Annotated in this window: 24 protein-coding genes and 5 tRNA genes; 27 read left to right on the forward strand and 2 right to left on the reverse strand. The window is 47.9% G+C overall.

Annotated features, from left to right (window positions below):
- Positions 1-88 precede the first annotated feature (88 nt).
- From QM657_RS17885 to QM657_RS17995, 23 genes are all read left to right on the forward strand, one after another.
- Positions 89-161, forward strand: a tRNA-Thr gene (locus QM657_RS17885).
- A gap of 22 nt (positions 162-183) precedes the next feature.
- Positions 184-264: transfer RNA gene (locus QM657_RS17890), tRNA-Tyr, on the forward strand.
- A gap of 46 nt (positions 265-310) precedes the next feature.
- Positions 311-384: transfer RNA gene (locus QM657_RS17895), tRNA-Met, on the forward strand.
- 44 nt (positions 385-428) lie between these two features.
- Positions 429-501: transfer RNA gene (locus QM657_RS17900), tRNA-Phe, on the forward strand.
- Positions 502-504: 3 nt separating this feature from the next.
- Positions 505-577, forward strand: a tRNA-Lys gene (locus QM657_RS17905).
- A 124-nt stretch (positions 578-701) separates the two neighbouring features.
- On the forward strand, positions 702-2,171 hold the full coding sequence (locus tag QM657_RS17910) for an aminotransferase class I/II-fold pyridoxal phosphate-dependent enzyme (RefSeq protein ID WP_415068064.1): 1,470 nt from the start codon (positions 702-704) through the stop codon (positions 2,169-2,171).
- A gap of 78 nt (positions 2,172-2,249) precedes the next feature.
- On the forward strand, positions 2,250-2,840 hold the full coding sequence (locus QM657_RS17915; protein WP_415068065.1) for a guanylate kinase: 591 nt from the start codon (positions 2,250-2,252) through the stop codon (positions 2,838-2,840).
- A 108-nt stretch (positions 2,841-2,948) separates the two neighbouring features.
- The gene (holB, locus tag QM657_RS17920; protein WP_415068066.1) at positions 2,949-3,938 is read left to right on the forward strand and encodes a DNA polymerase III subunit delta'; all 990 of its coding nucleotides are present in this window, start codon (positions 2,949-2,951) and stop codon (positions 3,936-3,938) included.
- Positions 3,939-3,941: 3 nt separating this feature from the next.
- Positions 3,942-4,850, forward strand: a complete 909-nt coding sequence (locus QM657_RS17925) for a PSP1 domain-containing protein (protein ID WP_415068067.1) — start codon at positions 3,942-3,944, stop codon at positions 4,848-4,850.
- The gene (locus tag QM657_RS17930) at positions 4,840-5,577 is read left to right on the forward strand and encodes a tRNA1(Val) (adenine(37)-N6)-methyltransferase (protein WP_415068068.1); all 738 of its coding nucleotides are present in this window, start codon (positions 4,840-4,842) and stop codon (positions 5,575-5,577) included. The genes QM657_RS17925 and QM657_RS17930 overlap by 11 nt, the downstream gene beginning before the upstream one ends.
- Positions 5,578-5,677: 100 nt before the next feature.
- The gene (gene rsmI / locus QM657_RS17935) at positions 5,678-6,535 is read left to right on the forward strand and encodes a 16S rRNA (cytidine(1402)-2'-O)-methyltransferase (protein ID WP_415068069.1); all 858 of its coding nucleotides are present in this window, start codon (positions 5,678-5,680) and stop codon (positions 6,533-6,535) included.
- A 142-nt stretch (positions 6,536-6,677) separates the two neighbouring features.
- Positions 6,678-7,643, forward strand: a complete 966-nt coding sequence (locus QM657_RS17940; protein WP_415068070.1) for a beta-ketoacyl-ACP synthase III — start codon at positions 6,678-6,680, stop codon at positions 7,641-7,643.
- 80 nt (positions 7,644-7,723) lie between these two features.
- The gene (gene acpP, locus QM657_RS17945) at positions 7,724-7,957 is read left to right on the forward strand and encodes an acyl carrier protein (RefSeq protein ID WP_415068071.1); all 234 of its coding nucleotides are present in this window, start codon (positions 7,724-7,726) and stop codon (positions 7,955-7,957) included.
- Complete coding sequence (gene fabK, locus QM657_RS17950) at positions 7,957-8,880, forward strand: enoyl-[acyl-carrier-protein] reductase FabK (protein ID WP_415068072.1); 924 nt, start codon at positions 7,957-7,959, stop codon at positions 8,878-8,880. Before acpP ends, fabK begins: the two co-directional genes overlap by 1 nt.
- A 14-nt stretch (positions 8,881-8,894) precedes the next feature.
- On the forward strand, positions 8,895-9,812 hold the full coding sequence (fabD, locus tag QM657_RS17955) for an ACP S-malonyltransferase (protein WP_415068073.1): 918 nt from the start codon (positions 8,895-8,897) through the stop codon (positions 9,810-9,812).
- Positions 9,813-9,826: 14 nt separating this feature from the next.
- A complete protein-coding gene (gene fabG, locus QM657_RS17960) occupies positions 9,827-10,567 on the forward strand; it encodes a 3-oxoacyl-[acyl-carrier-protein] reductase (protein WP_415068074.1) in 741 nt (246 codons plus the stop codon).
- 16 nt (positions 10,568-10,583) lie between these two features.
- The gene (gene fabF, locus QM657_RS17965) at positions 10,584-11,822 is read left to right on the forward strand and encodes a beta-ketoacyl-ACP synthase II (protein ID WP_415068075.1); all 1,239 of its coding nucleotides are present in this window, start codon (positions 10,584-10,586) and stop codon (positions 11,820-11,822) included.
- A gap of 10 nt (positions 11,823-11,832) precedes the next feature.
- Positions 11,833-12,303: an acetyl-CoA carboxylase biotin carboxyl carrier protein gene (accB, locus tag QM657_RS17970; RefSeq protein WP_415068076.1), complete on the forward strand. Its 471-nt coding sequence runs from the start codon at positions 11,833-11,835 to the stop codon at positions 12,301-12,303.
- Between the two features lie 74 nt (positions 12,304-12,377).
- On the forward strand, positions 12,378-12,800 hold the full coding sequence (gene fabZ, locus QM657_RS17975) for a 3-hydroxyacyl-ACP dehydratase FabZ (RefSeq protein WP_367568775.1): 423 nt from the start codon (positions 12,378-12,380) through the stop codon (positions 12,798-12,800).
- A 10-nt stretch (positions 12,801-12,810) separates the two neighbouring features.
- Positions 12,811-14,163, forward strand: coding sequence for an acetyl-CoA carboxylase biotin carboxylase subunit (locus QM657_RS17980; protein ID WP_415068077.1), 1,353 nt, complete (start codon positions 12,811-12,813; stop codon positions 14,161-14,163).
- 21 nt (positions 14,164-14,184) lie between these two features.
- Positions 14,185-15,909 (forward strand): acetyl-CoA carboxylase carboxyltransferase subunit alpha, encoded by a 1,725-nt coding sequence (locus QM657_RS17985; RefSeq protein ID WP_415068078.1) that lies wholly within the window; start codon positions 14,185-14,187, stop codon positions 15,907-15,909.
- On the forward strand, positions 15,909-17,030 hold the full coding sequence (locus QM657_RS17990) for an NAD(P)H-dependent flavin oxidoreductase (RefSeq protein ID WP_415068079.1): 1,122 nt from the start codon (positions 15,909-15,911) through the stop codon (positions 17,028-17,030). The genes QM657_RS17985 and QM657_RS17990 overlap by 1 nt, the downstream gene beginning before the upstream one ends.
- A 111-nt stretch (positions 17,031-17,141) precedes the next feature.
- Positions 17,142-17,762, forward strand: coding sequence for a nucleoside recognition domain-containing protein (locus QM657_RS17995; protein WP_415068080.1), 621 nt, complete (start codon positions 17,142-17,144; stop codon positions 17,760-17,762).
- A 330-nt stretch (positions 17,763-18,092) separates the two neighbouring features.
- Here QM657_RS17995 and QM657_RS18000 read toward each other — a convergent pair whose 3' ends face one another.
- Positions 18,093-18,341: a YrvL family regulatory protein gene (locus tag QM657_RS18000; protein WP_415068081.1), complete on the reverse strand. Its 249-nt coding sequence runs from the start codon at positions 18,339-18,341 to the stop codon at positions 18,093-18,095.
- 421 nt (positions 18,342-18,762) lie between these two features.
- On the opposite strand from QM657_RS18000, the gene fliD reads away from it, so the two are divergent.
- Complete coding sequence (fliD, locus tag QM657_RS18005; RefSeq protein WP_415068107.1) at positions 18,763-19,194, forward strand: flagellar filament capping protein FliD; 432 nt, start codon at positions 18,763-18,765, stop codon at positions 19,192-19,194.
- Between the two features lie 54 nt (positions 19,195-19,248).
- Here the strand turns inward: fliD and QM657_RS18010 are convergent, their stop codons facing one another.
- On the reverse strand, positions 19,249-19,494 hold the full coding sequence (locus QM657_RS18010) for a TIGR03905 family TSCPD domain-containing protein (RefSeq protein WP_415068082.1): 246 nt from the start codon (positions 19,492-19,494) through the stop codon (positions 19,249-19,251).
- Between the two features lie 250 nt (positions 19,495-19,744).
- On the opposite strand from QM657_RS18010, the gene QM657_RS18015 reads away from it, so the two are divergent.
- The 3 genes from QM657_RS18015 (at position 19,745) to QM657_RS18025 (ending at position 21,725) form a co-directional block, all read left to right on the forward strand.
- Positions 19,745-19,846, forward strand: coding sequence for a putative holin-like toxin (locus QM657_RS18015; protein ID WP_415068108.1), 102 nt, complete (start codon positions 19,745-19,747; stop codon positions 19,844-19,846).
- Positions 19,847-20,011: 165 nt separating this feature from the next.
- A complete protein-coding gene (locus tag QM657_RS18020) occupies positions 20,012-20,704 on the forward strand; it encodes a 5'-methylthioadenosine/adenosylhomocysteine nucleosidase (RefSeq protein ID WP_415068083.1) in 693 nt (230 codons plus the stop codon).
- A 133-nt stretch (positions 20,705-20,837) separates the two neighbouring features.
- Positions 20,838-21,725 carry a hypothetical protein gene (locus tag QM657_RS18025; RefSeq protein ID WP_415068084.1) on the forward strand — a complete coding sequence of 296 codons (888 nt, stop codon included), beginning with the start codon at positions 20,838-20,840 and terminating at the stop codon, positions 21,723-21,725.
- Positions 21,726-21,807 lie beyond the last annotated feature (82 nt).

Here is a 21,807-nt window from a genome sequence, read left to right on the forward strand (position 1 = left end):
AGAGCATCTGCCTTACAAGCAGAGGGTCATAGGTTCGAGCCCTATAGGTCCCATTCCGTATGCAAGATAGGTATATGAGAAGATTTGTGCCGATGTGGCTCAATTGGCAGAGCAGCTGATTTGTAATCAGCAGGTTATCGGTTCGAGTCCGATCATCGGCTTGTGTCACAAAAATTAAATTATGGATGGGTTCCCGAGTGGCCAAAGGGGGCAGACTGTAAATCTGTTGCGATAGCTTCGATGGTTCGAATCCATCTCCATCCATTTAGTGATTAAAATTTTGATCACTGCATATAATATAATTGAATAGCGCGGGGTGGAGCAGTCTGGAAGCTCGTCGGGCTCATAACCCGAAGGTCGTAGGTTCAAATCCTGCCCCCGCAATTTTTTGTGAGTATTTTTAGATGGTTGTACTTACAAGTGCATACGCCCAGATAGCTCAGTTGGTAGAGCAGTGGACTGAAAATCCACGTGTCGCTGGTTCGATTCCGGCTTTGGGCATATGGGATATTAGCTCAGTCGGTAGAGCACTTGACTTTTAATCAAGTTGTCCGGGGTTCGAATCCCCGATGTCTCAGGACAAGCCTTGAAACAGAAATGTTTCAGGGCTTTTTGTATTGTGAAAAGTTGTAAAGATGGGATAAGGATGTTATACTGAAAATCAGGTTTTTAGTTTCATTGTTGGAAAGGCGGTTTATACTATGAGTGAAGCACCGGGCTTGTTAAAGAAGTTGGTGGAGTATGGGAAATCGGACTTTTACCCTTTTCATATGCCGGGTCATAAGAGGCAGTTTAAGGAGTCTTTTGCAGGGAGTTTTCCCAATCCTTTTTCTATAGATATTACAGAGATTGATGGGTTTGATAACCTTCACCATCCAGAGGAGATTTTAAAGGAATCTATGGAATGGGCGGCAGAGGTTTATGGAAGCCATAAGACTTATTATCTGGTAAACGGAAGCAGTTGCGGAATACTGAGTGCCATAAGCGGAACGGTATCAAGGGGAGGTACTGTTTTGATGAGCAGGAATTGTCATAAGTCTGCTTATCATGGGGTTTTCCTCAATGATTTGAAAGTGAAATATATTTATCCACAATTAATGGGAGAATTTGGCCTTCAGGGTGGATTATTGCCGGAACAGGTAGAAGAACTGTTGATAAGCCATCCGGAGATAGAGGCTGTTCTTGTGGTATCTCCTACGTATGATGGGATCGTATCGGACATTGGGGCCATTGCAGAGGTTGTGCACCGCTTTCATCTGCCTTTGATTGTGGATGAAGCTCATGGGGCTCATTTTCCTTTTGGGAAAAAGGCGGGATTTCCGGTGCCGGCTTTGGAAATGGGGGCGGATATCGTGATTCAGAGTGTTCATAAAACCCTTCCTTCTTTTACCCAGACGGCTTTGATGCATGTCAGGGAAGGGTATGTGGATATAGGACGGCTGGACCGCTACGTTCATATATATCAAAGCAGCAGCCCTTCTTATGTGATGATGGCTGGAATTGAACGTTGTATTCAGTATATGTCAAAAGAAGGCGTGAAGGAAATGGAGGCTTTTTATGAGAGAATCGGGGAGGTGCGTAAACGATTGTCTCATATGAAGGGGCTTCGGCTTTTTATGGGATCGGAAAAGGGGATGTATGGAGTTTATGATGTGGATTGTTCCAAGATCATCATTTCCACAAAGGGGACCGGAATTTCGGGGGCAGAGCTTGATGACAGGCTGAGGAAGGAATACCACCTGGAAATGGAGATGTGCGGTCCCGATTATGTGACAGCGATAACGACCCTGATGGATACTCAGGAGGGGCTTGACCGGCTTTGTGAGGCTTTGCTGGAAATTGATTCTGGTCTTTCTTTGAAGGAGAAAGAGAAAAAAGGAGAGGAACTGTTTTCGGGAAGGGATATGGCAATGGATAGCAGGATGACCATTGCAAAGGCCATGGATGGTCCGAGAGAGAGAGTTCTTATTTCGGAGGGGACAGGACGGGTGTCGGCAGAATTTGTGTATGTGTATCCGCCGGGAATCCCCATTGCTGCGCCGGGAGAGGTGCTGGAAAAAGAAATTGTTGATCTGATTATGAGGTATCAAAGGCTGGGGCTTCCTGTTCAGGGGATGGAGGATGAAAGCGGGAAATATCTCTATGTGGTCAGGGAAACAGAAATCAAATGATAGGCAAAAGGCCAAATGATGGCTGGGAAATAAAAGAATCAGCGGTAAATTAGAGAATAATGGAATGGAACAGATAAAATGGGCAAAATTTTTTATGTGATGGGAAAAAGCGCATCCGGTAAGGATACGATTTATAAAAAGCTCTTAGAGCGGCTTCCTCAGTTAGAGCGGGTTATTCCTTATACCACCAGGCCTATCAGGGATGGGGAAAGGGATGGGGAAGAGTATTATTTTACAGCGGGGGAGAAGCTGGAGGAATTCAGGCGGGCTGATAAGATCATTGAAGAGAGAACTTATCAGACTGTTTATGGGCCTTGGTGTTATTTTACCGTGGATGACGGGCAGATTGATCTGGAAGGGGAAAAGGGGTATCTGATGATAGGGACCCTGGAATCTTATGAGAAGACCAGGTCTTATTATGGGGAGGAGCATTTGATTCCCATTTATGTTGAGGTTGACGATGGGGACAGGCTGCTGCGGGCTGTGGAAAGGGAGCGGAGTCAGAAGGTTCCCAAGTATAAAGAGCTTTGCAGAAGGTTTCTGGCGGATGAAGAGGATTTTAAGGAAGAGAATTTAAAGCGGTGCGGGATTGAGAGGCGGTTTTGTAATGATGAGCTGGAGGGGTGCATTGCAGAGATCGCAAGGGCTGTGGAGGAATCGTTACCATAAGGGGTAAATTGTCAATACTTATTTCTTGTGGCTGTAAATGTTATATGCTATAATGATTTTTGTAAAATAAAGATCATCAGATAAAAATGATGCGGGGGAGGTGTTTCTATGCCAGGATTTCACGATATCATTGGCCATGAAAATATTAAAGAACATTTGCAGAGGGCCATTGAATCAAATCACGTTTCTCATGCTTATATTCTTACGGGAGAGGCGGGTATGGGGCGCAAGTCTATAGCCAACGCATTTGCTATGACACTTCTCTGTGAAAAGGGAAAAAAGGAACCCTGTATGGAGTGCCACGCCTGCAAGCAGGTGATGAGCGGAAATCATCCGGATCTGATTTATGTAACTCATGAGAAGACAGGCAGTATTGGTGTCGATGATGTGAGGGAACAGATTCATGATACCATTATGATACGGCCCTACAGCAGTTATTATAAAATTTATATTGTGGATGAAGCGGAGAAGATGACGGTTCAGGCTCAGAATGCTCTTTTAAAGACCATTGAGGAGCCGCCTTCCTATGCGGTGATCATGCTGCTTACGACGAATCAGGAAGTGTTTCTTCCTACCATTCTTTCCCGGTGTATTCAGCTTAAATTAAAGCCATTGCAGGATTCGGTGATCAAATCCTATTTGGTGGGGTCTTTGGGTATTAAGGAGAGCAGGGCTGAGATTTACGGGGCATTTGCCAGGGGAAACTTAGGCAGGGCCATTTATCTGGCTTCCTCTGAGGAGTTCCAGCTCATGTATACGGAGCTTCTTCACATGCTGAAGCATTTGAGAAATATGGATATTACAGAGCTTCTTTTCTATATTAAGAAGATGAAGGATGAAAATCTGGATATTCGGGGCTGTCTTGATTTTATGCAGATCTGGTATCGGGATATTTTGATGTATAAGGTGACAAAGGATATCAATCTTCTGGTTTTCAGGGAAGAATACAATACAATCAGGGAGATGAGCTCTGCCAGCGCTTACGATGGAATTGAGGCGATATTACAGGCCATTGACAAGGCCAGGATTCGTCTGGATGCCAATGTGAATATGGAACTGGCTATGGAGCTGATGCTGCTTGTTATGAAGGAGAATTAATTGATGATAAAAGTAATTGGAGTCCGGTTCCGGAACGCAGGAAAAATCTATTACTTTGACCCCGTCAGCCTGGAAGTCAAGGCCGGGGATCATGTGATTGTGGAAACTGCCAGAGGAGTTGAATATGGTTACGTGGTTTTGGGCTGCCGGGAGGTGGAGGATGACAAGGTGGTACAGCCTTTAAAGCAGGTCATCCGGATGGCTACCAAGGCGGATGATGACGTGGAAAAGAGAAACCACGAAAAGGAAAAGGAAGCGTTTAAAATCTGCAAGGAAAAGATTCGCAAGCATGGGCTTCAGATGAAGCTGATTGATGCGGAATATACCTTTGACAATAATAAGGTTTTGTTTTATTTTACTGCGGACGGAAGAATTGATTTCAGGGAGCTGGTAAAGGACCTGGCTTCTGTTTTCAAGACCAGAATTGAACTTCGCCAGGTGGGTGTAAGGGATGAGACTAAAATTGTGGGAGGAATCGGAGTCTGCGGCAGAACGCTGTGCTGTCACTCTTATTTGTCTGAATTCATACCCGTTTCCATTAAGATGGCAAAGGAGCAGAATCTTTCTTTAAATCCTACCAAGATTTCCGGGGTGTGCGGAAGGCTCATGTGCTGTCTGAAAAATGAAGAGGAAACTTATGAGGATTTAAACAGCAAGCTTCCCAGCGTAGGGGATTTTGTTACCACTGATGACGGGCTTAAGGGTGAGGTTCACTCTGTCAGCGTTCTGCGGCAGCTTGTGAAGGTGGTTGTCACCATTAAGGATGAAAAGGAAATCAGGGAGTACAAGGTGGAGCAGCTTAAGTTCAAGCCCAGAAGACGCCGGGATAAGGGTCAGGTGAATGATGCGGAGCTGCGGGCTTTGGAGGCTCTGGAAAAGAGAGAAGGAAAGTCCAAGTTAGATGACAATTGATTTAAAAGAAAATGAGCGCATTGACGATTTGCAGAGAAATGGGTATCAGATCATTCAGAAAAAGGATGGGTTCTGTTTTGGGATGGACGCGGTTCTTCTTTCCGGTTTTGCTCAGGTAAAGGCAGGAGAGAAGGCGGTGGACCTTGGGACAGGCACTGGAATCATTCCCATTCTTTTAGAGGCTAAATATGAAGGGCTCCATTATACGGGGCTGGAGATTCAGGAAGAAATGGCTGATATGGCCAGGCGGAGTGTGGCTTTAAATCGTCTGGAAGAAAAGATTTCGATTGTGACAGGAGATATAAAGGAAGCCAGCCGTTTATTTGGTGCGGCTTCCTTTGACGTGGTGACGTCAAATCCGCCTTATATGAATGATTCCCATGGGCTTAAGAACCCGGACCTGCCAAAGGCCATTGCCCGGCATGAGGTGCTCTGTACTCTGGAAGATGTGGTCAGGGAGGCGGCCAGGCTCTTGAAGCCGGGAGGCAGGTTTTATATGGTACACCGGCCTCACAGGCTCATAGAGATTATCACTGCTTTAAAGGAGCAGAAGCTGGAGCCTAAGCGGATGAAGCTGGTTCATCCTTTTGTGGACCGGGAAGCCAATATGGTTCTCATTGAAGCGGTGAGAGGGGGGAAATCCATGATTAAGGTGGAGGCCCCGATTGTTGTTTATAAGGAACCTGGGGTGTATACGGAACAGATTTATACGGTTTATGGATATTGATCCGGTTTGCGGTATTAAAACGATTTAAGAGCATCGGCCTGGTTTGCAGATGTTGACCGGCAGATAAGAAGGCCGGAGCAGAAATTGGCAGGAGTGAACATTGGAAGAGAAAAAAGGAAAGTTATTTTTATGTGCAACGCCTATCGGAAATCTGGAGGATATCACTTTAAGGGTTTTAAATACCTTAAAGGAAGTGGATTTGATCGCGGCGGAGGACACCAGACACAGCATCAAGCTTTTGAATCACTTTGATATTAAGACCCCTATGACCAGCTATCATGAATATAATAAGGTAGAAAAGGCAAGATATCTGGTGGAGCAGATGGAACGCGGTGTGAATGTGGCCCTGATTACGGATGCGGGAACTCCGGGGATTTCAGATCCTGGGGAAGAGCTGGTGAAACAGTGTTATGAGGCGGGAATTGAGCTGACTTCTCTTCCCGGCCCTGCGGCCTGTATCACGGCTTTGACTATTTCCGGCCTTGGGACAAGGCGTTTTTGCTTTGAGGCATTTTTGCCTTCCGATAAGAAGGAAAAGCAGTGGATTCTGGAGGAATTGAAAAATGAGACCAGGACTATGATTCTTTATGAAGCACCTCACCGCCTCGTCAGGACCCTGGAAGAGCTTTATGAAGCTTTGGGAGACAGGAGGATTACAGTCTGCAGAGAGCTTACGAAGCGGTTTGAGACTGCGTTTCGGACAACCTTTGAAGAGGCTTTAAGGGTTTATGAGGCGGAACCTCCCAAGGGAGAGTGTGTCATCGTCATCGAAGGCAGGAGCATTCAGGAGATAAAGGATGACCGTTTTAAGGCCTTTGAGGAGATGTCCATAGAAGAGCATATGGCTGTCTATGAGAATCAGGGGACGGAGCGGAAGGAAGCCATGCGGATGGTGGCAAAGGACAGAGGAATCAGCAAAAGGGAAGTGTATCAATATTTGATAAAAAATGAATTATAAAATTTCTCTTGACAATTCATGTTTCTTTATTATAGAATTAGTTTGAAAATCAAAGTAATTATAAAAAAAGGAATGCCAGCGAATCCAACGCAGCATGTAAGCCCATCTTTTTGAGAATAGGGCAGCATGGATGGGGGAATTTATGACAACTAAAATTATAGGAACAGGTTCTGCCGTGCCAGAACAGGTGGTGACCAATGACGATCTGGCAAAGGTCGTGGAAACCAGCGACGAGTGGATACGGACCAGGACAGGAATCAGGGAGAGGCGGATTGCAACGGAAGAATCCGGAACTTCCCATATGGCGGCAGAGGCGGCCAGGAAAGCTCTTGAAAATGCAGGTATATCGGCAGAGGAGCTGGATATCATCGTTTTAGCTACATCTTCTGCGGACTGCTGTTTTCCCAGCGGAGCCTGCGAGGTACAGGCGGCAATCGGAGCCAGCCGTGCGGTTGCTTTTGACTTAAGTGCAGCCTGCTCCGGATTTGTCTATGCTTTAAATACGGTTCACAGTTTTTTTAAGGCAGGAATTTATAAGACCGGGCTGGTCATTGGGGCAGACACTTTAAGTAAGCTCATTGACTGGAATGACAGAAGCACCTGCGTTCTCTTTGGAGACGGGGCAGGAGCGGCGGTTGTAAGGGCTTCAGAAAGCGGCAGCTTTCACATGACAATGGGGGCCGACGGCACCAGAGGAGGCGCTCTGGCGTGTCCGGGACGGACCACAGGCAATTTTTTGACGGAAAAGGGACCAGAGCTTGGTTATATGACAATGGATGGCCAGGAAGTTTTTAAATTCGCCGTTAAAACGGTTCCGGAATCCATTAACAAGGTTTTGGCTGAATCGGAAACCGGCATAGAGGAAATTAAATATTTTATTCTGCACCAGGCAAATTACCGGATTTTTGAATCCATCGCGAAAAGGTTAAAGATACCTATGGAGAAGCTGCCCACCAATTTAGAACGGTTTGGCAACACTTCGGGAGCTACCATACCCATTTTACTTGATGAGATGAACCGGGAAGGAAAATTACAGCAGGGAGATAAACTGATACTTGCTGGCTTTGGCGCAGGGTTAACCTGGGGAGCCACTCTTTTGGAGTGGTAATGATTTCAACTAATACTTTGAAATTCAAAGTAATAGCATAAAAACTTAAATATTTGAAAGTGTAAAAGGAGATTAAAATTATGTTAGAGAAAATGAAAGAAATTATTGCAGAGCAGTTGAATGTTGAGGCAGAAATCGTTACAGCAGAGTCTTCTTTTAAGGAAGATTTAGGCGCTGATTCTTTGGATTTATTCGAGTTGGTTATGGCACTGGAAGATGAGTACTCTGTGGAAATTCCATCTGAGGATTTAGAAAAGCTGACCACAGTCGGTCAGGTTATGGATTATTTAAAAGCAAAGGGCGTGGAAGCGTAATGAAAACCAGAATTACAGAACTTTTGGGAATTGAACATCCCATTATCCAGGGCGGAATGGCCTGGGTGGCTGAGCATCATCTGGCGTCTGCTGTATCGGAAGCGGGCGGTCTGGGACTGATCGGCGGAGCCAATGCTCCGGCAGAGGTTGTCCGGGATGAAATCCGCAAGGCTAAGGCCCTGACCAATAAGCCCATCGGCGTCAACGTGATGCTGTTAAGTCCTCATGCAGAGGCAGTGGCAAAGGTAGTTGTGGAAGAAGGCATTAAGGTGGTGACCACCGGAGCCGGAAACCCTGAAAAATATATGGATATGTGGAAGTCAGCCGGAATTAAGGTAATTCCTGTTGTGGCTTCTGTGGCTCTGGCTAAGAGAATGGAGCGCTATGGCGCTGATGCGGTGGTGGCAGAAGGATGTGAATCCGGCGGCCACATCGGAGAGCAGACCACTATGACCCTGGTTCCCCAGGTGGCTGATGCGGTATCCATTCCTGTGATTGCAGCAGGCGGCATTGGCGACGGAAGAGGCATTGCAGCAGTGTTTATGCTGGGTGCTGAGGCTGTCCAGATTGGAACCCGGTTTGTGGTTTCCAAGGAATCCATTGTACATGAGAATTACAAGCAGAGGATCATTAAGGCAAAGGACATCGATTCCGCAGTGACGGGACGGTCCCACGGACACCCTGTACGGTCCTTGAGAAACCAGATGACGAGAGAGTATGCCAGACTGGAACAGGAAGGCAGGTCTTTTGAGGAGCTGGAGTATATGACCCTTGGAACCTTGAGAAAGGCTGTCCAGGAGGGCGATATCACAAACGGCACTGTTATGGCAGGCCAGATCGCAGGTATGATCGAGAAAGAACAGAGCTGCAAGGAAATGATTGAAGAGATGATAGCGCAGGCAGAAAAGCTGCTGGCACGCTAAAGAGGAGTTTGAATATGAGCAGGATCGCATTTATTTTCCCAGGTCAGGGTGCGCAGTACAGCGGAATGGGCCAGGATTTTTATGAGCAGACAACCATAGGAAGAGAAATATATGATATGGCCTCAGGGCTTTTAGGTTTTTCTGTTCCGGAATTATGCTTTGAAAAGAATGACCGGCTGGACATCACGGAATATACCCAGGCGGCTATGGTGACTACCGGCATTGCCATGATGAGAGTGCTGGAGGAAAAAACGGGCATCAAGCCGGATGTGGCGGCAGGCCTTAGTCTGGGAGAATATTGTGCTCTTGCAGCAGCAGGGGTCATGAGTGACGGAGACGCCATTCTGACCGTAAGGCAGAGGGGTATCCTGATGCAGGAGGCCGTTCCGGTGGGAGTGGGAGCTATGGCTGCCATTCTGGCCTTGGATGCTTCCAAGATTGAAGAGGTACTCGGCGGTATGGAGGGAGTCCAGATCGCCAATTACAACTGTCCCGGACAGATTGTGATATCAGGTAAGAAAGAGGCGGTGGAAGAGGCCAATGAAAAGCTTCTGGCAGCAGGGGCCAAGCGGGCTCTGATGTTAAATGTGAGCGGGCCGTTTCACTCTGTCATGCTCACAGGAGCGGGAGAAAAGCTGGGAGAGGTGTTAAAGGGAGTGGAGATTTCTTCCCCTGAGATTCCTTACGTGGCCAATGTGACCGCGGAGTATGTGACAGATCAGTCCATGATAAAGCCTTTACTGGAAAAACAGGTGTATTCTTCCGTGCGCTGGCAGCAGAGCGTGGAGACTATGGTGGCAGACGGAGTGGACACCTTTATTGAAATCGGGCCGGGAAAGACCCTGGCAGGATTTATGAAGAAGATTGCCAAAGACGTAAAAGTCTTTAATATAGAGAAGCTGGAAGATATAGAGAAGTTATCGGATCTTTGATGGAGGGAGCAAGTATGTTAAACGGCAAAATAGCGGTGGTGACCGGAGCGGGCAGAGGCATTGGAAAGGCGATTGCCTTAAAGCTGGCAGGCCAGGGAGCTACAGTGGTCATTAATTATAACGGTTCTGATTCCCAGGCTCTGGAAGTGGTGAAGGAGATTGAGGAAAAGGGCGGCAGTGCAGAAGCCATTCAGTGCAATGTGGCGGACTATGAGGGCGTAGGCGCATTTTTAGACGGTGTGATAAAGAAATACGGAAAGCTGGATATTCTGGTCAACAACGCGGGCATTACAAGGGATAATCTTCTGATGAAGATGTCTGAAGAGGACTTTGACGCTGTGATCAACACCAATTTAAAGGGTGTGTTCAACTGCATGAAGCATATAGCCCGCCAGATGATCAAGCAAAAGAGCGGAAGGATTATCAACATCTCTTCTGTATCCGGTGTTCTTGGAAATCCGGGTCAGGCCAACTACTGTGCGGCTAAGGCCGGTGTTATTGGAATCACCAAGTCTTTTGCAAGAGAGGTTGCAAGCAGGGGAATTACGGTAAATGCTGTGGCTCCCGGATTTATTAATACAGCCATGACGGAAGTTTTATCAGAAGGGGTGAAGGCGGCAAGCCTGGAGCAGATCCCGATGAAGCGTTTTGGAGAAGCAGATGATATTGCGGCTATGGTTGCATTTCTGGCATCGGAAGAGGCTGGATATATTACCGGTCAGGTGATCAGCGTAGACGGCGGCATGGCGATGTAAGGAAAAGGAGAACGGTATGAAGAGAAGAGTTGTAGTAACCGGCATGGGAGCCATTACTCCTATCGGAAATGATGTAGAGAGCTTTTGGAATGGTTTAAAGGAAAAAAAGGTGGGAATCGGACCGATTACCCAGTTTGATACAACGGATTATAAGGCAAAGCTGGCGGCTGAGGTGAAGGATTTTGATGCCAAGGATTATATGGACCCAAAGGCAGCCAAGAGAATGGAGCGGTTCGTGCAGTTTGCAGTGGCAGCTTCCAAGGAAGCTTTGGAAAATTCCGGCATTGACATGGAAAAGGAAGACCCTTACCGGGTGGGTGTCAGCGTAGGCTCCGGAATCGGAAGTCTGCAGGTTATGGAGCGTGAGCATACCAAGCTGCTGGAAAAGGGACCGGGCCGGGTCAATCCCCTTCTGGTGCCTCTGATGATCTCTAACATGGCTGCCGGAAATGTGAGCATTCAGTTTGGATTAAAGGGAAAATGTATTAACGTGGTAACAGCATGTGCAACCGGAACCCACTCCATTGGAGAAGCATTCCGTTCGATCCAGTACGGTGAAGTGGATGTGATGGTAGCAGGCGGAGCAGAAGCCAGCATCAGCCCTATCGGTGTGGCTGGATTCACTTCTCTGACAGCGCTCACCACTTCCGATGATCCTCTCCGTTCCTCCATTCCGTTTGACAAGGACAGAAGCGGCTTTGTTATGGGAGAAGGAGCAGGCGTGGTGGTTTTAGAGGAGCTGGAGCACGCTCTTGCCAGAAATGCGGTTATTTACGGTGAGGTTGTGGGCTATGGCGCTACCTGTGACGCTTACCACATCACTTCCCCTGCTGAGGATGGAAGCGGTGCGGCAAGGGCCATGACAGATGCCATCGCAGATGCGGGAATTTCCCCTTCTGACATTGATTATATCAATGCTCACGGCACCAGCACCCATCACAATGATCTGTTTGAAACCATGGCTATTAAGAACGCTTTGGGAGATCATGCAAAGGCTGTAAAGATCAATTCCACCAAGTCTATGGTGGGCCATCTCTTAGGGGCTGCAGGAGGTGTGGAGTTCATCACCTGTGTGAAGTCCATTGGAGACGGATTTGTTCACGCCACTGCCGGTCTGACTGAAGAGGGCGAGGGCTGTGATTTGGATTATACCAAGGGAGAGGGCGTTTCTCATGATGTGAAATACGCCATCAGCAATTCCCTGGGATTTGGCGGACACAATGCCAGCATTCTTGTAAAGAAGTTTGAACAGTAGGAGGCATTCTATGGAAATCAATGATATTATTAAGCTCATGGAGGCTGTTTCGGAAAATGGCCTGACCAGATTTACGTTGGAAGAGGGAAATTTAAAGCTTTCCATCAGAAAAGAGAAAGAGGTTGTGACTCTTTCCTCCGGGCCGGTTGTGGAAAGACAAGTGCAGGCCGGTGAGTTTGTACAGACGGTACAGGCGGCGCCTGCGGTCACTGCAGCAGCGGCTGGAGCAGTGGAGGACATTTCCTCTGACAAAATTGTGGCTTCTCCTCTTGTGGGAACATTTTACAATGCGGCTTCCCCTGACAGCGATCCTTTTGTCAAGGTGGGCGATCCGGTGAAAAAGGGCCAGGTCCTTGGAATCATCGAAGCCATGAAGTTAATGAATGAAATTGAATGCGAATACGATGGTGTGGTGGAAGCCATTCTGGCAGGAAATGAAGATGTGGTGGAGTACGGTCAGCCTCTGTTCCGTATCCGGTAAATCGAAAGAGAGGTCCAGAGGCTGGGCCTCTCTTTTCAAATCAAGGCAGCAGGAGAGTATAAGGAGGACGTGTGATGTTAGGGATTAAGGAAATTCAGGAAATCATTCCTCACAGACATCCATTTTTACTGGTGGATTACATTGAGGAGTTTGAGCCGGGAGTTAAGGCAACCGGATATAAATGTGTGACTTATGATGAGTCCTTTTTTAAGGGACATTTTCCCCAGGAGCCGGTGATGCCGGGAGTTCTCATCCTTGAGGCTCTGGCCCAGGTAGGGGCTGTGTCCATGCTGAGTCTGGAAGAGAATAAGGGTAAAGTGGCTTACTTTGGCGGGATCAACAATGCAAAGTTTAAGAACAAGGTCATTCCGGGAGATAAACTGAAGCTGGAATGTGAGATCATCAAGCGCAAGGGGCCTGTGGGCGTAGGAAAAGCGGTGGCAACTGTAGATGGAAAGCTGGCTGCCAGCGCAGAGCTGACATTTATGATTGGATAGGGGTATGTCTATGTTTGATAAGATTTTAATTGCCAACCGCGGGGAGATCGCGGTGCGTATTATCAGAGCCTGCAGGGAAATGGGGATTAAGACGGTTGCTGTTTATTCAGAAGCGGACAGAGACAGTCTTCATACGCTATTGGCCGATGAGGCTATCTGCATCGGGCCTGCGGCTTCCACTCAGAGCTATTTAAATATGGAGCGGATTCTTACGGCTACGGTTGCCATGAAGGCGGATGCCATTCATCCGGGATTTGGCTTTCTTTCGGAAAATGCCAGGTTTGCGGAACTTTGTGAAAAGTGTAACATCACGTTTATCGGCCCCCGTGCGGAGATCATCAATAAGATGGGAAATAAATCGGAAGCCAGAAAGACCATGATAGAGGCAGGCGTTCCTGTCGTTCCGGGCGGTAAGGAAGCGGTTCACCATGTAGAGGAAGCCAGGGAAATGGCGGTGAAGACCGGTTTTCCTGTTATGATCAAGGCTTCTTCCGGCGGCGGCGGTAAGGGCATGAGAATTTCAAGGGGCTTAGAGGATTTTGACGCCAACTTTAACAATGCCCAGATGGAGTCGGTAAAAGGATTTTCCGATGATACCATGTATATTGAGAAATACATTGAAAAGCCCAGACACATTGAGTTTCAGATCATGGCTGACAGCCATGGAAATGTGGTTCATTTGGGAGAGCGTGACTGTTCCATACAGAGGCGCCATCAAAAGGTGCTGGAGGAGTCTCCTTCTGTTGCCATTTCTCAGGAGCTGAGAGAGGAAATGGGAGAGGTTGCAGTCCGGGCGGCAAAGGCTGTTGGATATGAAAATGCGGGAACCATTGAATTCCTTCTCGATAAGCACAAGAACTTTTATTTTATGGAAATGAACACCAGAATCCAGGTGGAGCATCCGGTCACTGAGATGGTGACGGGTCTGGATTTGATCAAGGAGCAGATTCGGATTGCAGCAGGAGAGCCTTTAAGCGTTTCCCAGGAAGCTGTTTCCATCAAGGGCCATGCCATTGAATGCAGAATCAATGCGGAAAACCCGGAGAGAAACTTTATGCCCAGCCCCGGCCTCATCACCAACGTTCATGTGCCGGGAGGCAACGGGGTCCGCATTGACACCCATATTTACAGCGATTATAAGGTTCCGGCCAATTATGATTCCATGCTGATGAAGCTGATCGTCCATGGAAAGGACCGGGAGGAAGCCATTGCAAAGATGAGAAGCGCCCTTGGGGAGCTGATCATAGAGGGAATTGAGACCAACGTGGATTTCCAGTTCGAGATATTAAGCCATGAGGCTTACCGGGACGGAGATGTGGATACGGATTTCATCCCTAAATTTTTCCCGGATTACGTGCGGTAAGCAGGCAAAGGAGCGTATCTTATGTTAAAAACCATGTTTAAGAAGACTTACACACTGATAGACAGCAAATATAAGGCTTCGGAGAAGGCAGAGGAACCTAATATTCCGGCCGGACTGTGGAGAAAATGCAATAAATGCTGCCAGCCCATTTATGCGGAAGATGTGAAGAACAACCATTTTATCTGCCCCAAGTGCAAGGGATATTTCCGGGTTCACGCTTACCGAAGAATCGAGATGACGGCTGATGAGGGAACCTTTGAAGAGTGGGATAAGGAGATGGAGTTCGCCAATCCTCTGGATTTTCCGGGCTATGATAAGAAGGTGGCGGCAGCCAGGGAAAAGACCGGGCTTTCTGAGGCCATTGTAACGGGTTCATGTGAGATAAACGGCCAGAAAACCGTCATTGGAGTCTGTGATGCCCGGTTCATCATGAGCAGCATGGGCCGCGTGGTGGGAGAAAAAATCGCAAGAGCGGTGGAACGGGCTACAGAGGAAAAGCTTCCTGTCATTATCTTCGCCTGTTCCGGCGGCGCCAGAATGCAGGAGGGAATCGTGTCCCTGATGCAGATGGCTAAGACGTCTGCGGCCTTAAAGCGCCATCACGATGCAGGCCAGCTTTTTGTCAGCGTTCTCACAGACCCGACTACCGGCGGGGTGACGGCCAGCTTTGCCATGCTTGGAGATATTATTTTAGCGGAGCCGGGGGCTTTGATCGGATTTGCAGGTCCCAGGGTCATTGAACAGACCATCGGGCAGAAGCTTCCGGAAGGGTTTCAGAGGGCGGAATTTTTGCTGGAGCATGGTTTCATCGATAAGATCGTGCCGAGGGAAGAGATGAAGGAAACCTTATCTTCTATTTTACGGCTCCACAATCCACAGGCTGTAATGGGGTCTCATGTGGATAGTGAGGTGAAAACAGAGCCGGAAGGTGGAAAAAAGAAGATTCTCCGCTTAAAAAAGGGCAAGAGAAACGCCTGGGATACGGTTTTGTTGTCCAGAAGCGGAAACCGTCCCGTTGCATCGGATTATATCCGGGCTGTTTTCGATGATTTTATGGAGTTTGCGGGAGACCGTTACTTTAAGGATGACGGGGCCATTGTGGGGGGAATCGCTTCTTTCCACGGAATGCCTGTCACTGTTATCGGGCAGGAAAAGGGAAAGAATACGAAGGACAATATTAAGCGTAATTTCGGAATGCCTTCTCCTGACGGATACCGGAAGGCCCTGCGTCTGATGAAGCAGGCGGAATGCTTTGGACGCCCCATCGTCTGCTTTGTGGATACTCCCGGTGCCTTCTGCGGCCTGGAGGCAGAGGAACGGGGCCAGGGCGAGGCTATCGCCCGGAACTTATTTGAAATGGCGGATTTGACCGTTCCTGTCCTTTCCATCGTAATCGGAGAGGGAGGAAGCGGAGGAGCTCTTGCCATGGCAGTGGGAAATGAAGTATGGATGATGGAAAATTCCATTTACTCCATCCTCTCTCCGGAAGGCTTTGCCTCCATCCTCTACAAGGACAGCAAAAAGGCAAATGATGCCGCCAGAGTCATGAAGATCACGGCCAGGGATTTGATGGAGCTGGGGCTCATTGAACGGATTATTTCTGAGGAGGAGCCTGCCTGTGAAGAGACGATTCCTGCTATTGCAGAGGAAATGGATCAGGCCATGACAGAATTTTTTAACACATACCTTGATATGACCAAGGAAGAACTTGCAAATCAAAGATATGAAAGATTTAGGAGAATGTAATGGGAACATTAAAACCATTGGTAATAGGAGACCTGGTGGCAAAGAATCCGGTCATTCAGGGAGGTATGGGAGTTGGAATCAGCCTTTCCTCCTTGGCCGGAGCAGTGGCAAAGGCCGGGGGAGTTGGAATCATTTCCACCGCCCAGATCGGCTTTCGTGAGCCTGACTTTTTAACTAACCCTTTGGAGGCTAATTTACGGGCTATCGGAACAGAGCTGAAAAAGGCCAGGGAAATTGCGCCGGAGGGAATTATCGGCTTTAATATTATGGTTGCCACCAAGAATTACGCCAGCTATGTGAAAAAGGCGGTAAAGGCTGGGGCAGATTTGATTATTTCGGGAGCCGGGCTTCCTGTAGGCCTGCCGGAATACGTGGCTGAGGCAGCGGAAGAGGCTGGAATCAAGCTGAAAACCAAGATCGCTCCCATTGTTTCCACCGTAAAGTCCGCCATGGTCATCTGCAAGATGTGGGACCGGAAATACCATCAGGCCCCGGATCTGGTGGTGATCGAAGGACCTTTGGCCGGAGGCCATCTGGGATTTTCCAAGGAAGACTTAGCTGAGCTTGGCGTGGATACGGATGACGTGGAACATACTTATAAACAGGCGGATTACGATGAAGAGGTCAGAGGCATCATCCGTCTCGTAAAGGAATACGGAGATAAATACAACAAGGTGATTCCGGTGGTGACTGCCGGAGGAATCTATTCCCATGAGGATGTGCTTCACCAGATTTCTTTGGGAGCCGACGGGGTGCAGGTAGCGACCCGGTTTGTGACCACGGTGGAATGCGATGCGCCGGAATCTTATAAGCAGGCGTATATTAACGCAAAGAAAGAGGACATTGTCATCACAAAAAGTCCGGTTGGGATGCCGGGAAGGGCTGTTAAGAACCGGTTTCTGGAAGGAGTGGGGAACATTCCCTTCCGTCTGGAGCACTGCTATCAGTGTCTGGAAAAATGCGACAGGCAGACCATTCCTTACTGCATCACAAAAGCCCTGGTGGACTCAGCAGAGGGACGGATCGAGGACGGTCTTATCTTCTGCGGAAGCAACGCCTATAAGGCGGAGCGCATCGAAACCGTGGAAGAGGTTATGAAGGATTTGGTTGGAGAAAAATGATATGAGAAGGCGCCTTAAGCGGAAGGCGTCTTCTTTTTTCATCCCGTGAGAACTCATAACAGACTTAAAATGGGAATAAGATGAATCAAAGAAACTGGAAGCAGGAAGACCATGTTAAATATTATCTGGGCCTTTATGATGCTGGCGGGGGTTCTCTGGGGAGCTTTCCATGGAAATTTAAACGCCGTGACAGAGGGGGCCATAAACTCTGCAAAGGAAGCGGTTATGCTGTGCATCACCATGCTGGGAATCATGTCCTTTTGGTCGGGAATCATGGAGATCGGGCAGAAATCCGGGCTCATTGAGAGGCTGTCTCAGAAGATGGGGCCGGTTCTTAAGTTCCTTTTTCCCCGAATTCCCGGAAACCATCCGTCATTGGAGTATATTTCCACCAATATTATTGCAAATATTCTGGGCCTTGGCTGGGCGGCCACTCCGGCAGGGCTTAAGGCCATGGAGGCTTTAAAGGAGCTGGAGGAGAAGAGGCGGGAGGATTCTTCAAAAGGCTCTTATAAGGGAGTTGCGGTTCCCGAAGGGACGGCAAGCAATGAGATGTGCACCTTTCTCATCATCAATATTTCCTCCCTACAGTTGATTCCGGTCACCATGATTGCCTACAGAAGCCAGTACGGCAGCCCCAATCCTACGGCAGTGGTAGGGCCAGCTTTGGTGGCTACCTTAATTTCCACCATTGTGGGAGTTATATTCTGTAAATTGATGGACAGAAGGTGAAATATGGGAAAATTTTCCTTAAGGTATTGTGGCGGAGAGGCGATTATATTATAATGAAGGTGACTATAATCGAAGACAGAAGATAACCATATGTGAAAATACGCGCATAAGGCGGAGGGGAAGCGCCTGATTTGCGGGAAAGGAGATGAGAAAAATGGCAGTTGGAAGAATAGGTTCCAGTGATTATAATTATTATCAGAACGTCAGCCAGACGCGCCTTGAAAGGGCTTTGGAAAAGAATCCAAGATACCAGCAGAGCCTTCAGGCGGTAAAGCCCGTTTCCAGAGTGAATTCTTATTATAACAACGGCGGACTGGAGTTTATAAAGTCTTACAGTTCGACGATGACGGACGTGATGAGCTCAGCTAATTCACTTCGGAGCGCAAATTCGGGAAGCGTTGCCAACAAGATGGCTGCTGTCAGTTCAGACAAAGTGGTGGCAGAGACATCCTTAAGGTATTCGTCCAGAACGTCTAAGGAAATGACTCTCGACGTGCAGTCCATGGCAAAAGCCCAGACCAATGTGAGTGATGGAGCCGAGGCTTTGGAGCAGGCTGTTTCAGATATGGATTTTACCATTGCCCAGAGAGGAAGCTCTTTATCGGTTCAAGTGAGCGCCTCAAAGGCTGACGGGACGGCAAGGACCAACAAGGAAATGCTTCAAGAGGCTGCCAGGCAGATTAACGCCGGGAACAGCGGCGTAACGGCAGCATTGACCGAGGAAAAAGGGGTCATGACTTTAAAGCTTCAAAGCAAGTCTACAGGAACGGATCATGGATTTACGGTATCGGGAGAAATGGGAGCTGCGGCAGGTGCACAAAAGACCGGCACAGCCGCCCAGAATGCCCAGTACTCTGTTACAGATCAAAATGTGACCCGCAATTACACCTCCCAGACCAATGACGTGTCCCTGGATATGGGACGGATATCTGCAAAGCTGAAGAATACGGGAAAAACAACCGTCAGCCTTCAGGCTGATACGGAAAAGATCGCAAAGGGTATGTCGGAGCTGGTTAACAGCTATAACGATGCAGTGAAGTTTCTTGGCAAGAATATTGACCGGGGGTCCGGAGTATCGCAGCAATTGGACCGGCTCGGTGCAAATCTGGGTTCAGACAGCACGTTAAAACGGCTGGGGATTTCCAAACAAAAGGATGGAACCCTGGCTCTCGATACGGAGAAGCTTACCAAGTCCTTAAAGGAAGAGCCTAAGCTCACCAAGGACTTAATATCCGGTTCCAATGGAATTGCACAGAACCTCTTTAATAAGGCGGCAGGCGCCATGCGGACAAGTCCGGAGAGCCTGACCAACTATGAGACAGAGGAAAGCAGCCAGTTTTCCATATATGACCCTTATCAGTCTATGGGGCGCTATGGAACGGCACAGCTCAATTATGCCATGGCTGGTATGCTCATGAATTATTTGGTATAAAAGAAAGAACGTGCCGGGGATGGGTTTCCGGCACGTTTTTTATGAGAGCTTGTTTTATTCCACTTCCTGAAACTGCTTTAAGGCCTTTGCAAGCTGGTCAGGACATGAAGTGGGGCGGTGGCCGCACTGGATTCCGTCCAGACGCTTGATGGCGTCGTCTACGTCCATTCCTTCAATCAGACGGGCAACTCCCTGGGTATTGCCGGCGCAGCCGCCTTTAAACTGAACGTGGACCAGTTTGTTGTCCTCTATTTCAAAATCGATTTCCTGGGTGCAGACACCGTGTGTTTTATATTTCATCTTAAAAATCCTCTCATTTGCAGCATTCTGAAATTGATATGTAGCTTTAGAATTATAACGAAGTTTATGAGGCGTTGTCAATAGCCTGTATGCATCCTTTGGCTAGCCCCCAAATACGGTTATGTTTTTATTGCGTTTACCGCTGTTTATTGGTAGAATAGCAGCAGGAGTAACCGTGTACAGGGTGGTTGGCCTTCCGGAATTTTTTGTCTTACCTGTTAAGACAAAAAAAAGAAGGGGGGTGAAGCGGATGGATACATATCAGATATTAACATTATTGTTTTTAGGTGGTACGTTCCTGATTGCTTTGCTTGCCTATTTGGATAATAGGGATAACAAGCCAAAAAAATAATGCCTACCCTGTCAGCACACAGGATAGGCGGCTCTCACTGAGAGCTAAATAAGTCATACCCGGAAGCTTCCACCTTGTGGGCGGTTGCTCTCTCTAAGTAAAATATACCATACCGGATAATGAAAGTAAAGAAAAAAAAATCAGTCAAATACAGGGAGAACGAACATGTTAGGAATTATCGGAGCCATGGATGTGGAAGTGGAAAAGGTGAAACAGGCCATGAAGGATGTGACGGTAGAAACCGTTGCAGCCATGGATTTTTATAAGGGAACATTGGAGGGAAAGGAAGCGGTGGTAGTCCGTTCCGGCATCGGAAAGGTGAATGCAGCCGTCTGCACCCAGATTCTGGCAGACCATTACCGTGTGGATGCGGTGATCAACACCGGAATTGCCGGTTCTTTGAAGAATGAAATCAACATCGGGGATGTGGTGCTGTCCACAGATGTGGTTCATCACGATATGGATGCCACAGGCTTTGGATATCCGGCTGGACAGATTCCCCAGATGAAGGAATTCTCCTTTTTGGCAGATGAAGGGCTTCGAAATCTGGCCTTCACGTGCTGCCAGGAGGTAAATCCTGAAGTTGGAATTCACGTGGGAAGAGTGGTTTCCGGGGACCAGTTTATTTCTGACAGGGTTAAAAAGAACTGGATCGGAGAAACTTTCGGCGGCTTTTGTACGGAAATGGAGGGTGCGGCCATTGGGCAGGCGGCCTCTTTAAACGGCATCCCATTTTTAATTATCAGGGCCATCTCAGATAAGGCGGATGACAGCGCAAATATGGACTATAGCGAGTTTGAAGCCAAGGCGGTAAAACACTCCGTAAACCTCATTTTAGCTATGGTCAAACAGTATTAAAATTAAGTTGAGAATCGAATCCTGACAGGATTTGACGAACGATTCTAGGCTCTCTCATCTTCCCAAAGGCAGAACAGGTGATTATAATAAACCTATCACCGGTCAAAGCCGGGAAGAAAGGGGAGCTATTATTATGCTGGAATTTTTACAGACAGGCAAGGCGCTGTACGTGCTGGCGGCATTATGCGGAGTGGGCATTCTTACGAGATGGCTGACACGTAACCTCTACAAAAGACTGATTAAGGAATCCGATAACATGGCACTGACCAGAAACAAGAATCTTCGGAACTTTAAACAGAAAACAGAAAATACATATCAGATGAATCAGGGGATTCCCAAGGTCAAGCCCTATTTGGAGCGGCAGATGTACGATTTCAAACATATGGGGGTCACCATCCATGGCTGGAACATGTTTTCCAACCAAATGACGCTATGGTGCTTTTTAGCGGGAGGGGCGGCATCCTTTGGCTCCTACTGGTACAGCATTGATCCGTATTATATCGTGCTGTATGGGTCTGTAGGAATTATGGCCGGGCTCTTTACCATATTGGTGGACCATGCCGTAGGAATTGGAGAGAAACGGCAGCAGCTCTTTGCCTGCCTGGACAATTATCTGGAAAATATATTGATTTACCGCCTGGACCAGGAGAGAGACGAGGTCAAGGTGGAAGTGAGAAGGGCGGAGACAGGCGAAAATATCAGGTCTATTTACCCTTCTTCCGAGGAGCAGGAGCCGGGGAAACGGCTGGCCAGAAGGGCCGGAAGGCAGAGAGTCCGGACGGCAGAGATATCCCCCAAGAGGCAGGAGGGAGAAGAAGAGGCTGAGTTAAAAGAGGCTTCTGCCGTAGATGTGGTTCCGGCTTCCAGAAGTGATGTGGACTATTTAAAACACAGTCTGGAACAGATTGCTGCCGGACGGGAAAAGGAGCGGGGGGCCAGACAGGGAGAGGATTGGCTTAAGGATTTAAACCCGGATGAGCTGAGGCTGATTGGGGAAATTCTCCAGGAATATCTGACGTGAACGTTTGGAAGGCAGAAGAAAATCATATCGCAATTGGAGGGATTTTATGATATAATTTTCCTAAACAGGCAGTCAGGGACCT

The organism is Lacrimispora sp. (assembly GCF_047605665.1).
Classification (GTDB): Bacteria; Bacillota; Clostridia; order Lachnospirales; family Lachnospiraceae; genus Lacrimispora.